The sequence below is a fragment of the Metabacillus rhizosphaerae genome, from assembly GCF_037201795.1.
Taxonomy (GTDB): Bacteria; Bacillota; Bacilli; order Bacillales; family Bacillaceae; genus Metabacillus; species Metabacillus rhizosphaerae.
In genome coordinates this window covers 3,736,589-3,750,070 of sequence record NZ_CP147403.1, presented here as the reverse complement: position 1 = coordinate 3,750,070, position 13,482 = coordinate 3,736,589, and the positions used below count along the sequence as shown (strand labels likewise).

At 34.0% G+C, this 13,482-nt stretch carries 12 protein-coding genes, 1 pseudogene and 2 other annotated features; of the genes and pseudogenes, 3 read left to right on the top strand and 10 right to left on the bottom strand.

The genetic code is table 11. From position 1 onward, the window contains the following. Positions 1-183: 183 nt before the first annotated feature. The 10 genes and pseudogenes from WCV66_RS18345 to WCV66_RS18300 all read right to left on the bottom strand — a co-directional run. Positions 184-315: pseudogene (locus WCV66_RS18345) on the bottom strand (gfo/Idh/MocA family oxidoreductase); the annotation flags it as partial. Positions 316-803: 488 nt separating this feature from the next. Beyond that, entirely contained in the window at positions 804-1,739 is a 936-nt protein-coding gene (locus tag WCV66_RS18340; RefSeq protein WP_338786429.1) for an AraC family transcriptional regulator, read from the bottom strand. Between the two features lie 109 nt (positions 1,740-1,848). After that, entirely contained in the window at positions 1,849-2,685 is an 837-nt protein-coding gene (locus WCV66_RS18335) for a carbohydrate ABC transporter permease (RefSeq protein ID WP_066340731.1), read from the bottom strand. Between the two features lies 1 nt (position 2,686). After that, the gene (locus tag WCV66_RS18330; protein ID WP_338786428.1) at positions 2,687-3,634 is read right to left on the bottom strand and encodes a sugar ABC transporter permease; all 948 of its coding nucleotides are present in this window, start codon (positions 3,632-3,634) and stop codon (positions 2,687-2,689) included. A gap of 145 nt (positions 3,635-3,779) precedes the next feature. Then, positions 3,780-5,090, bottom strand: coding sequence for a sugar ABC transporter substrate-binding protein (locus WCV66_RS18325; RefSeq protein ID WP_338786427.1), 1,311 nt, complete (start codon positions 5,088-5,090; stop codon positions 3,780-3,782). A gap of 919 nt (positions 5,091-6,009) precedes the next feature. Then, the gene (locus WCV66_RS18320) at positions 6,010-6,210 is read right to left on the bottom strand and encodes a cold-shock protein (RefSeq protein ID WP_064094055.1); all 201 of its coding nucleotides are present in this window, start codon (positions 6,208-6,210) and stop codon (positions 6,010-6,012) included. A 206-nt stretch (positions 6,211-6,416) separates the two neighbouring features. Further along, positions 6,417-8,339 carry a threonine--tRNA ligase gene (thrS, locus tag WCV66_RS18315; protein WP_338786426.1) on the bottom strand — a complete coding sequence of 641 codons (1,923 nt, stop codon included), beginning with the start codon at positions 8,337-8,339 and terminating at the stop codon, positions 6,417-6,419. A gap of 54 nt (positions 8,340-8,393) precedes the next feature. Continuing rightward, positions 8,394-8,626 (bottom strand) — a binding site (T-box leader). 41 nt (positions 8,627-8,667) lie between these two features. Further along, positions 8,668-8,896 (bottom strand) — a binding site (T-box leader). Positions 8,897-9,021: 125 nt separating this feature from the next. Further along, the gene (locus tag WCV66_RS18310; RefSeq protein ID WP_066340743.1) at positions 9,022-9,396 is read right to left on the bottom strand and encodes a nucleotide excision repair endonuclease; all 375 of its coding nucleotides are present in this window, start codon (positions 9,394-9,396) and stop codon (positions 9,022-9,024) included. 462 nt (positions 9,397-9,858) lie between these two features. Next, on the bottom strand, positions 9,859-10,266 hold the full coding sequence (locus tag WCV66_RS18305) for a VOC family protein (protein WP_338786425.1): 408 nt from the start codon (positions 10,264-10,266) through the stop codon (positions 9,859-9,861). A 44-nt stretch (positions 10,267-10,310) separates the two neighbouring features. Beyond that, positions 10,311-11,255 carry an aldo/keto reductase family protein gene (locus WCV66_RS18300; protein WP_066340747.1) on the bottom strand — a complete coding sequence of 315 codons (945 nt, stop codon included), beginning with the start codon at positions 11,253-11,255 and terminating at the stop codon, positions 10,311-10,313. Positions 11,256-11,490: 235 nt separating this feature from the next. Between WCV66_RS18300 and WCV66_RS18295 the strand changes: the two genes are divergently transcribed. The 3 genes from WCV66_RS18295 to WCV66_RS18285 all read left to right on the top strand — a co-directional run bounded on the left by WCV66_RS18295 (position 11,491) and on the right by WCV66_RS18285 (position 13,412). Further along, entirely contained in the window at positions 11,491-11,922 is a 432-nt protein-coding gene (locus WCV66_RS18295) for a CBS domain-containing protein (RefSeq protein WP_338786424.1), read from the top strand. 152 nt (positions 11,923-12,074) lie between these two features. Continuing rightward, positions 12,075-12,377, top strand: a complete 303-nt coding sequence (locus WCV66_RS18290) for an MTH1187 family thiamine-binding protein (RefSeq protein ID WP_338786423.1) — start codon at positions 12,075-12,077, stop codon at positions 12,375-12,377. A 279-nt stretch (positions 12,378-12,656) separates the two neighbouring features. Continuing rightward, positions 12,657-13,412, top strand: a complete 756-nt coding sequence (locus tag WCV66_RS18285; RefSeq protein ID WP_232329111.1) for a YqcI/YcgG family protein — start codon at positions 12,657-12,659, stop codon at positions 13,410-13,412. Positions 13,413-13,482: the final 70 nt, after the last annotated feature.

Below are 13,482 nucleotides of genomic sequence, written 5' to 3'. Positions count from 1 at the left end.
CCAGATTTCTTCATTACAGATTTCAACCTCAATAGGCCATGTATAGCCTGCTTGTTCAACTGCCTGTCTAATTCGTTTTTATAAATCACTCCATCCCCCATCATGCCACGGCCCATTAGTAAATCTGGTGTGGGCACTACCAATCAGAGCATGGAATCAGGATACGTCCACTTGTAGTAGCAATCTGATGATCAAAACCGGAACAAGCAGAATGACGTCACCGTTCGCAAGTGATACACCACCATGTTCACGGATGGCAAGAATTGATCGAATTAAATGCTGATTAGTTCCCATTCGACCTGTAACACCGTTCATAATAATACCTACATTAAGTTTAGATTTTGAAAAAACCCTTCAAATTTATATTATAGGGCTATCTTCATTCTATTAGATAAGAAAATGGAGGTCTTAGTGATATAAGAAATAGATGGTCGATATCTGAAATGAAAAAGCTTTTTCTTAGACTCTTTTCTAAAGATTGTGTTAGGATCCACCTTTGTATAATTTCAATAGAATACTACTAAATTAAAAAGCAAAAAGAGTACGAAATAGGCTGTATTGGGAGATAAAGCGGTTTACGAAAAACTTCCTTTTCAAATTGCTTATTAGTACGGAACTTATTTGAAGACATACCTCATATGCTTATTTTCATAGTGTAGTAATCCGGTATTTGAAAGTTTTAGATTCCGAAGTTTCAATTGATCTTCCATTAGCATATTATTTTTTATTTTAGTCCTATGAAACAATATTAATTTCATCACAATACAGACATTCATTTGAATGTCTGTATTGTGAATGGCGAATTATTTTTTTATGTAATTAGTTTGGTCATTAAAAGATAAAGTAGAAAAATCCCTTATATTGCAATATTTTTTGCGATACTCTAACGGCGTAAATCCTACTTTTTCAAGAAAATATCTGCTAAAATGGGAGCCATGCTTAAAGCCGGATTCTAATGCTACATCTAATACAGATAAATTAGGCTCTGTTTCTAGCAATCTTTTCGAGTGATTAAGACGGCAGCTCATTAAAAATTTCATGATCGTTCCACCCGTTACTTCCTTAAATATATGTGACATATAATACTTACTAACATTAAGACTTTTAGAAATATGATCTAATGATATGTCTTCTTGGTAATGCTTATCAATCCATGCCGTAATTCTTCTAACATGCAATTCTTTTTCAGTTTCCACATGTATGTGCTTATTTTGATGTGTTTGACTTAGCTCATAAATTTGAAACAAAAGCTGAATCACTAAGGTCTGCATTTTGGCTATATAAAAACGACAATTAAGTGTGGAGTCCTCACATTTATTGGCTTTAATTCCTTCACCTTGCGAAAGTTCAGATATTGCTTGAATTGATTGCTCTATTTGCTTCAATAATTTCTGGTCAATATCACGGAATAAGCAATTATTGAACATTGAAAATGGCTTTAATAACTCTGGAAAATTCAAGATCGTGATAATTGGTCCCATTACCTCTGATGATAAATGAACAACACTTCTTTCATACATTTCTGTCGGAATTGGGTTTGCTCTGTGAAGGGTTAAACCGTTTAATAAAATTAAATCATTTGGTTGTAAATGATAAACCTTGTTTTTAATTAAATAATGACAATTACCACTATGAAAAAGATAAATTTCAAACTCATTATGTGTATGGAATTCGTGCATGTCCCAATCCAATTCAGGATCACAATTCTTCCGATAAATCGAATATTTACAGATGTTCACGAGTCCACCCCTATCGATATGATATGTTTGGTGTTGAGCCTTCTTAAGTAAAGCCCTGATATGTAACATACTCAGGGCTTTTAAGAAGAACCAGCAATTCTATTTTGCTCTATTTAATCCCTGTTGTGGCAACACCTTCAACAAGATGCTTTTGAAAGAAGAGAAAAATAAGAAATGTTGGTATCAATGAAGCAATCGACATGGCAAACAAAGGCCCCCATGCTGTTACAGCTGACGGATCAGAAAACAATCTTAACCCAAGTGAAACTGTGAATAGCTTAGTATCATTTAAATAAATTAATGGTGTCATAAAATCATCCCATGTCCAGTAGAATGAGAAAATCGCAACAGTCGCTAGTGCAGGCTTTGTTAAAGGAAGAATAATATTCCAGAAAATCCCGAATGTGCTACAACCATCAATAATAGCTGCTTCATCTAATTCTCGAGGAATCCCCCTTATAAATTGAACCATTAAAAAGATAAAAAATGGCACTCCTCCTATGAATGCAGGAACAACTAACGGATAAAATGTATTTACCCAGCCTATTTTGTGAAACATGATATATTGTGGAATTAGGGTAACTTGATGTGGCAGCATGATAGTTGCAAGTAGACAAACAAATAATACACGTTTAAATTTAAAGTGGAGTCGCGCAAATCCAAAAGCGACTAATGTTGATGAAATCAGGGTCCCGATAACAACTAATACTGTGACAATACTTGAATTTAAAAAGAAGGTTCCAAATGTAATATCACCAAATCCTGCCCAGCCTAGTGCATAGTTGTCCCATTTAAATTCCGAGGGAAACAAGGATGCAGCATTTTTAAAGATATCAGATTCAGGCTTAAGCGAACTTGCTAATGTCCAAAATATCGGATAAATCATCAGTAACCCAAATCCTATTACAAAAACATGAAAAAAAATGTCACTTTTTGTTTGCTTCATTTTATTTCCCTCCCTCTGATTCGTAATAGACCCATGCAGATGAAGATTTAAAAATTAGTGCTGTAAAAACGGCTACGATAATCAATAAAATCCATGCCATTGCGGATGCATATCCCATTTGAAAATGAGTAAATCCCTTTTCGTATAAATAAACGGCATAAAATAATGTACGATCTAGTGGTCCACCTGCTGTAATGAGAAAACTTTGTGTAAACGTCATAAAGCCACTTATCATCTGCATGACTAAATTAAAAAAGATAACTGGTGTTAACATAGGAATCGTAATCTTAAAAAACTGACTAAACTTTGAAGCACCATCAACTGCTGCTGCTTCGTATAATTCAGCTGGTATTTGTTTTAAGCCTGCTAAGAATATTAACATAGGGGAACCGAACTGCCATACAACTAAAATGATGAGCGTTGATAATGCATAATCAGGACTTGCAATCCAGTTTTGTCCTTCAATCCCAAAATAGCTTAGGATTCCATTAATAGCACCTTCTCTTCCAAACAGTTGCTTCCACATGACAGCTACCGCAACGCTTCCACCAACAATAGATGGTATGTAGTACACCGAACGATATAAACCAACACCACGTCGAGCTTTTACAAAAAGCATAGCAACAAATAATGCAAAAGCTAGCTTAAAAGGGACAGATATAAATACAAATGTAAATGTTACCTTTAAAGACGTCCAAAAACGAGGATCATCTGTAAACATGGTGATATAATTTTGTAACCCAACCCATGAGGGGCTTGATAACATGTCATAATCTGTAAAAGATAAATATAAAGATACAATCATTGGGCCAATAATAAATCCAAGAAATCCTATTAACCACGGAGAAATAAAAGCATAGGCGATTAATTCCTTTTTCCAGCCCTTATGAAGTGCTTTACTTCGTTTTGTGACCTTTTTGTCCGTTAACACACTTGTTTCTGATTGCATTTGGCACCTCCACTGTAAATAAGATTGACCTAATAGGGTTACCCCTCTAACCATTTCTATATAATGTCTGTTTTTAAGACTAAGCCATATAAAAATAATTTGAGGGGTTTACCCTTTGGTTATGTTTAAATCTTTATTAGTAAATTCACTTATTTTTCGCTAAAATTTTGTTTGCTTCAGCTCGGAATGTTTTTGCCATTTCATCTGTAGTAAATTCTCCGAAATTCAATTGTTCTGCAAGCCTTGTAAATAATGCGTCTAATTCACCTGCACCTGATGGCTCTGGGGGATAAATTGGACTTGAATGTTGTTCTGCAAGTTCAACATAGTCAAACATTTCCCTTGCCGCATCATCTACATTAGGTTTCAAGTGGTCACGAACTTTTGTAGCAATTGGAACTCCTCGCTCTGCCGCTAGAATCTCATTAGCTTCAAGATCGTTTGTAATAAAATCAATGAACTTTGCAGCTGCCTCTTTATGTTTTGATTCCTTTGAGACTGAGAAGAACTGTGATGGTTTTAAATAAAGTCCTTCTTTCCCTTCAGGAAGTGATGGTAAAAGGGCTAGCTTTAATTCACGTCCTGCTGCACCTTGTAGAGCAACAATTTGGTTACTGTTAAACCATAATGTAGGTGCTTTTTCATGGACAATTAGCTCTTCTTCCAATCTACCTTGAACGGCAGCTGTTACATCTGGTGGTGCTGCTACATCATCCTTTAGTAATTCATCCCAATAGTTAAGGAACTCAACTAATAGCTTATCATCTTTATATCCAAGTGCTGTTCCATCCTCGTTATACAATTCAATATCATGTTGCCTTAAATAATATTGAAAATTCACTAAAGAGTTTTTAGCACCTTCGACTCCATACACACCGTCACCGAATTGGTCCTTTAGTTTCTTTGCTGCCTCAGCATACTCTTCCCATGTATAACCAGGTTCAAAAGGTTCAACACCTGCTTTTTTAAACATGGCAGGGTCATATGCCATCGCTAAAGCATTCGTTCCTAAATTAACAGCGTAAAGCTTGTCGTCTACATATCCCCCTTCAATATACGCTTCACCAACATCATCAAGATTTAGAGCACCAGAGTCCACAAAAGAATTTAAATCTTCAATAAGTCCACGATCTACATATTCCATTAAATATCGGTAATCCATTTGGATCACATCAGCTAAATTCTTTCCAGCTGCAGCTGTTGCTAGTTTCTCCCAGTATCCATCCCAACCTGTAAATTCAGGTGTTATTTTTATATTTGGATTTTTTTCCTCAAATAACTTGATTACTTTTTTTGTTTTATCATGACGATCCTGAGAACCCCACCAAGCAACACGTAAAGTGATTTTATCACCATCTTCACCTTCTGCTGTTTTTTCTGAACTACACCCAGCTGCTATTCCTAACAGTAAAACGAGAATTATCATAAATGAAATAAATTTAGAAAATGATTTCATCTTTAGAAAACCTCCCTTATTTAGTAAAACTTGTCCTTCTTAAAACTAGAGCACACCCTCAGTTGTAATTAGTAAATGAATTAATCATCAAATAAAGCGCTTTCAAATTTTGTTAGGATTTTTTTACAATATATGTAGAAACTAGCATAATGGCTATCCTTTCTCCTCCTATCTTTTATATTTAGCCTAATTATATTTAAATTCAAGATCCTCTTCTTTTCTGTTCTTGCGGAATTTATAGTGAAAAATTAACTTTAATTGCTGTCTTTTTTTTCATCAACTTGCTTGCAATCCTATAATCTATCATATTAGAAGGATGTGATTCTAACAATTAACCTTTAGTACCAGTACTTTTACAGTAGGCTAAATCTAGACTTTTATTGACATTTGATTATATTGTTATTTTGGGACAGCAATAAGTACTAATTATTTAACTATTCGGAAAGATTACTAGTATACAATTATTAGGAAGTGAACACTTTTCAAGTCTTCCCACTTACCGCATTGAGAATTAATTAGCGTATGTTAACAATCTGGTCTCATTAAAAAAGGACGCCTTTTATTTAGGAAAGGCGCCAGATTATGGGAACAAGTAATTTTTCAGTTGCAAATCAAATTTTTCTTTTCTAAATCGAGCTACTTCTTCAGCACATAAACGTTACTTGAAAGTATTATTTATAAATTTATTTAGGTATTCTAAGGGTTATGTGTTATGCTTTATGTAACCATTTTAACACTTGTAGCATGTTGTCTTTAGAGGCTGACTAAAAGTTAAATGTCACTCCATAAATCTAGAAATTATGTCTTTTACAGTCATATTTATTCGGATATTTAAGGATCAGGCATTAATTAGTCAGCCTCTTTTTAACGTTATTTTTAAGCAAACAAAAAAGGACTCTAGAATAGAGTCCTTTAATAATTATGCTTTGTTTACGTTAGTAGCTTGAAGTCCACGTTGACCTTGTTCTGTGTCAAAAGTCACTTTTTGGCCTTCGTCTAAAGATTTAAATCCTTCGCCTTGGATAGCTGAGAAATGTACGAATACATCTTCTCCACCTTCGATTTCGATGAAACCGAAACCTTTTTCTGCGTTAAACCATTTTACTGTACCTTGTTGCATGTTTGTTTCCTCCTGGGTGGATTTAATCCACAATTATTACTATAGTTGCTCAATTAGATATCAAAGGCGAAAGTTTTAAAAACTTATTCTTTCCTTACATACCGAACAAAAATAATTCTTCTTTATCTTAACAGATAAATTTTGGAATTGCAAATGGTATTTAACAAGTTCTACAGTAAAGTAGAACTTGTCACTGTTTTTCCTTTCTAGTTAAGACTTCTACTGACAATTATCTGTTTTAGATCATTGATAAACTCATCTAGTTTCACTTCACTCGAATCCTCTTTCCCATATTGCCTAACATTAACAGTCTGGAAATCTCGTTCCCGGTCTCCTACAACTAGAATATATGGAACCTTTTTCATTTGAGCCTCTCTCATTTTAAGCCCAAGCTTCTCATCACGTAAATCAAGTTCAACACGTATTTCTGCTTGTTTTAATTGTTGTGTAACTTTTTCTACATACTCTTTATGCACTTCAGTTGATACAGGTATTACCTTAACTTGGACTGGTGCAAGCCAAACGGGGAATGCTCCAGCAAAGTGTTCAATTAAAATACCGAGAAAACGATCGATAGAGCCAAAGACAGCCCGATGAATAACAACTGGGCGCACTTTTTTATTTTCTTCATTGATATAAGTTAAATCAAATTTTTCTGGCATTTGAAAATCGAGTTGAACTGTCGCACATTGATGACTTCGTTTGAGCGCATCTTTAATATGGATATCAATTTTAGGTCCATAAAAGGCTCCGTCACCCTCGTTTATATGAAATTCATAGCTTAATTTGTTTAAAACATTTTTTAATGCAGCTTCCGCTTTATCCCATAAAGCTTCATCACCCATATAATCATCTGGTCTTGTTGAGAGTTCGATTTCATATTTAAAACCAAATGTACTGTAAACATAATCAATTAACTTTAATACGGATGTAATTTCATCCTCAATTTGAGCAGGTGTTACAAAGATATGAGCATCGTCCTGGCAAAATGTGCGAACTCTAAGCATGCCATTTAAGGCACCACTAAATTCATGACGGTGAACCTGCCCAAACTCTGCCATCCGAATTGGAAGATCACGATAGGAATGAAGTTTATCTTTAAAAATAAGCATATGCCCAGGGCAATTCATTGGTTTTAATGCAAAACTCTGATCATCCACCTCAGAAAAGTACATATTTTCTTTATAATGATCCCAATGACCAGAGCGTTCCCATAGCCGTTGGTTCATCATAATCGGTGTACGGACTTCCTTATAATCATATGAATATTGCAGCTTCCTTAAAAACACTTCTAATTCATTTCGGATTAGCTGCCCATTTGCTAAATAAAAGGGCATACCAGGTGCTTCCTCAGAAAACATAAATAACTCTAATTCATTTCCTAATTTCCGGTGATTTCGTTTTTGAGCTTCTTCAATAAAATGAAAATAATCAGCTAAAGCTTCTTTTGAAGCAAAAGCAACACCGTATATACGCTGAAGCACTTTATTACTGCTGTCTCCACGCCAATATGCTCCAGATACATGTGTTAGTTTAAATGCTTTAATATACCGAGTTGCTGGTAAATGTGGACCACGGCATAAATCAACAAACCCACCTTGTCGATAGACTGTTATAACGGCTCCTAGTGGAATATCCTCTAACAGTTCTAGCTTTAAAGGATCATTTGCAAAAATCTCCTTAGCCTTGTCACGTGATATTTCTTCACGTTTAATTTCCAGATTTTCAGAGATGATTTTATTCATCTCTTTCTCAACCTTAGCTAGGTCATTAACAGTTAGGTTATTTTCTAAATCAAGATCATAATAAAAACCATTTTCAATAACTGGTCCAATTCCTAATTGTACAACATCTCCATAAAGACGTTTGATGGCTTGTGCTAATACATGTGCAGTTGTGTGTCTCATAATTTCAATACCAGTTAACGAATTAAGATCATATAACTCAATATTTGCATTCTCATTGATGCTACGCTTTAAGTCATACAATGATCCATTTACCAATCCAGCCACAGATTTCTTTTTTAAACTAGAACTAATTGACTGTGCGATTTCCTCTAAGGATATACCTTTAACATACTTTTTTTCATCTCCATTTGGAAACTTAATAATAACCTCATTTTGACTCATGATTAACCACTCCTAATATTAAATTTCAAATAAAAAAACACACCCATCCCTCAAAAAAGGGACGAGTGTGTCTATACCCGTGGTTCCACCCAACTTTCCATCTAATTACCTTACATCATGATGGCTTCGTTTAAGCTGTATCGTAGCTTTCACGGTATTGATTACTAGTATTTCACCAATACTGCTCAAAGGTGGTAAGCAATTCTATCGAATTAGGAAGTTCCCAGCCTAGCCTTCCCTCTCTGTAAACCGTTTAGAAATACTCATGTCCTTATCATTGCTTTTAGTATTTAATTAAACATAAAAAAACACACTCAAATCCCTATATAAAAGGGACGAGTGTGTTTGATCTCGTGGTTCCACCCAACTTCCCACCACTTTTGTAATAAGTGATGGCTCGTTTTGCTGTATCGTAGCAGCTACGGTATTAATTACTATTGGTTCATCAATACTGCTCAAAGGTGGTAAGTAATTCTCTTGTATTAGGAAGTTCCCAGCCTAGCCTTCCCTCTCTGTAAACCGTCAAGAAATACTCATGTCCTTATCATTGCATCGGCTAATTTTAAATTATTAATTAATATATAGAAATATTTACTAATAGTCAATACCTAAATAGAAAATTTTATGCAAGGTTGTGTCGTAGTAAAACAATATTAACATATTAGCCGCACCTAAATTAATTTTATTTATAATATACTTTATCTACATTGTATTTCGCTTGAAGTTTATTAATAATGTATGTTTCGTAAATGTCTCTCTCCATTGGATCTTCGACCACACATACATCAATTTTGAATACTTCATTTCTATGATTTTTGATAGGTGACACTGTGTCTTCTAGATGCTTTTTGACCCTCTGCCTTAGTTTTCTTGCCTTACCTACAAAAAGCAGTTCATCTTTTTTGTTATAAAATAAGATAATTCCGCCCTTATCTCTTGGAATCTCATGAAGATCAATGAAGCCTTCGATCGATTTTATGACCGGCTCATTATCATTCCGTGATTGTATTCGCTCTGTGATTGAGATGTCTGCTTTAGGAATTTCGATATTTATCATAAATTAGCACGTCCTTTTTCTTCTAATATGTAAATGGTGTTATATGTGAAAAATAAATCATTAACTTCTACTTATTATAATTTACAATAATTAGTGATTTATTTGAAAAATAGTAAGATTCGATACTTCATTATATTAGAAAATCTTTTTGGTTGTCATAACCCGGTATTTTTATCATTATTGTCGAATCTTACTATAATAGAATAATTAATACTATGTGATTAAGTACCCCTAGGAAAAATCATATCATTAAAATGCATTTTTTGCTGAGTTTCATATTGTACCATATAATTTAAAACATGTCTTTTTGTTTGAGTTTTACATGTTATATATTCGAGAAGAAACTTACATTTGTTTAACTTGAAAGATATTAGTTGGAAAGAATAAAAAAAGACCTACCAATTAGGTAAGTCAAAACTTTGTTAGTATTATAGAAATTACGAACCATTGTGTCAGTAGCTGTTAACAATTCATATGTGGTGAAGTTGGTTCTAATTGCATAAATTCAATTCGGTTTCCGTCTGGGTCTTTAATCCAACATTGATAATTATTGTCTTTCCCTTTCGTTGGTTCGACATCTAAGGTAAGCCCTTTCATCTTTATGTGATTGGCTACTTCGTTAATATCGTTCACCTCTAAGCAAATATGATTAAAGCCAATTTGGTTTCTTTCCTCTTGCTGTTTAGTTAATCCGCCATAAAATAATTCGATAAATTGTCCAGGAGCCACTTTAATATATTCAATCCAAGGCTGATTCTCATTGTCACGGATTTCGAATGCCCTTTCAAAACCTAAAATGTCACAGTAGAATTCAAGTGATTTATCCATGTTTTCTACAGTTAATGCTAAATGTCCAATCCCTTTAATCAAGTAGTATCACCCCTTACTTCATTTAGTTTTATCGTTTTTTAGCTTTATGATAAAATCGTTTCAATTCTATTTTGTATCTCAGAAGGAAGAATGACTTCAATTGCTTTGACATTTTGTTCTACTTGACTTGGTTTACTCGCTCCGATTAAAGCGCTTGATACGTTTGGTTGCCTTAAAATCCAAGCTAATGCTAGTTCTGGTAATGTAACATCGATCTCTTTTGCAACTGCTTCTAATTGCTCAACTTTATTAAAGACATCCTCATTTAGCATCCCTTTTATAAAATTATTAATCGATTGATTTGATGCACGACTATTATCTGGGACCTGACCATTTTTGTATTTTCCAGTTAGAACGCCTTGGGCTAATGGAGAAAATACTACCTGTCCGATTCCATATTTTTCACTTACAGGAATCACTTCATTTTCAATATAGCGGTTAAACATGTTATAGATCGGCTGATTAACCACAATTCGATCTAACAGGAATTTATCAGCAGTTGCAACTGCTTCTTCAATTTGTGCTGCACTCCACTCACTTACGCCAGCATACAAAATTTTCCCTTGACGAATTAAATCATCAATTGTTTTCAGTGTTTCTTCAACAGGTGTTTCGGGGTCATAACGATGGCAATAAAAAATGTCTACATAATCTAGGTTCATTCTTTTTAAACTCGCGTGCACTTGCTCCATCACATGTTTACGAGATAAACCACGATCATTCGGCCCGTCGCCCATAGGCCAAAAAGCTTTTGTCGTAATAACATAAGATTCTCGAGGGTATTCCTTTAATGCTCCAGCGAGTACACGCTCACCTTCACCTTGCTCGTAAACGTTTGCAGAATCAAAGAAATTAATCCCTAGCTCATATGCCTTATGTATTGTCTTTTCTGCCACATTATCTTCTACTGATTTTCCATAGGTTAACCAGCTTCCTAAACTAATCTCACTTACTTTTAATCCTGTTCTCCCTAGATTTCTATATTTCATATTAAAATAGCCTCCCAAATAGTTTTTTAGATTCTAGCTGTATTGTACTGGAAGTGATCAAGCATTTAAAGTACTGAAATTATTTAAAGATACTTACATTAAGGTTACTTACTAACCTATTTTAAGTAGATGATAATAATAAATAAGTTATAGTTCCTCTCAGATTTAATTCCCGGTTTCATATAAATATTCAGGGGTATTGAACTAAAGAATACAACAAAAAACTGAAGGAGGAATGATCGTGAATATAACTGAAGTTATGACTATTAATGCCGAAAGTTGCACTCCTGAAAGTACTTGTAAAGAAGTGGCTGTGAAAATGAAAGATCTTGATGTAGGAGTCATACCAATATGTGACAATCAAAAATTAGTAGGAATAATAACTGATCGTGATTTAGTTTTACAGGGATTGGCGAATAATCTATCAAGTGAATCTACCATTGCTGGATTGATGTCAAAAGATGTAGTGACTGGAACCAAAGATATGTCAATTAAGGAAGCAGCAAATGTTATGTCTCAGGAGAAAATTCGTCGATTACCTATTGTAGAAAAAGGTAATTTGGTTGGAATTGTCTCTCTTGGTGATTTAGCTATAAATAATCAATCTAACCAAAAAGCTGGAAATGTGCTTGAAGAAATTTCTATGCCAGCAGAACCTAAAAGATAACTATATAATCATTTAGTCTACTAATCATATGACATGAGATCTCATTAAGACTACAATTAGAGACTTAAACACTTTAATTCAATTAGTTTTTAAATTTCTCTAAACCAATCATATATGTTTTTGTAGTTACAATAACAAAGGAGTGAAAAAGAATGCCCTTATTAGAAATTAGCATTATTCCGATTGGAAAAGATTCTACTAGTTTTAGTTCAGATGTCACCAAAGTTGTTCGTAAAATAAAGGAAAAAGAATTAAAATATGAGTTGACCCCTACTTCTACAGTCGTGGAAGGAGATATTGATCAATTGTGGGAAGTTGCCAAAGAAATGCATGATGAAGCAATTTCTTCTACAGGGTCGGAAAGGATTGTTACCAATATTAGTATTGATCATCGAACAGATAAACAAATGGATATGGATCATCAAATAAACACCGTCCAAAACTCGTTAAAATAGTATTGTAGCCCAGAATTAATATTGCCTCGTGGTAATTTGATTGATCCTTTAGTTATTAAATTAAGGATGATCATTTCACCATGAGGCTTTTATGCTCAAACCACATATTTACCTTACAAACATCTCAAAACCAATATGTATTTTACCCCATTTAATACTCGCACATATTAAAATTCAAATCACCTAAAATTGCACTTATTATGCGTTTAATAGCCTATTTTCAAATAAATAATCACCTACCTATTACAAAAGTGAATATACTGTATGTGCCATTAGGAGGTGATTAACATAAACGGATTATTTAAAGATGATCCCTCATATCGGTACCAAATTCAACAATGGAAAAGAACAGCTTTAGAAAAATTCGAAGAGAAAATGAAAGATAAGGAACGACCATTTCCATGTATTCCAGCTACAATAGGATTCACTACAAACCAACTGCGCTATGGATTTGTAGGTGATCCAAGGGCTTCTTCAACAATCGATGAAGTTGTAGTGCTGTTAAGTGAATACACTCAACGATCAAAACAATTTGGCAAATTCACTTCACTTATTGTTTTCTATGAAACACCACAAGATTTGATAGAAACATATTGTGTTGAAAAATATGAACAGCTATTCTGGGAACATTTAAGTGGCATAAGTCGAAAAGACAGTCAGGAATGGCCGAAACATATTCCAGATGATCCGCATAATGCCATTTGGGAGTTTTGCTTTAATGGAGAGCAATATTTTATATATTGTGCCACCCCATCACATCGAAATAGACAAAGCAGATATTTTGACTATCTTCTGCTAGCGATTACTCCAAGATGGGTTCTACAAGAATTTAATACGTCTAAAATCTATGCGGAAAATATAAAATCGCAAGTGCGAAAAAGGTTGAAAAATTATGATTCCATTGATATTCATCGTGATCTAAACAGCTATGGAGAGAATGATAATTACGAGTGGAGGCAATACTTTTTACGAGATGATGAAACAACTTTATCAAAGTGTCCTTTTCAGCAGTTTTTAAGAAAGATCGTTGAATAGTAATCATAATTCTTATACAAAAGCGCAAGGACCAATGCTACTTGCGCTTTATAAATAGTTCAATAACTAA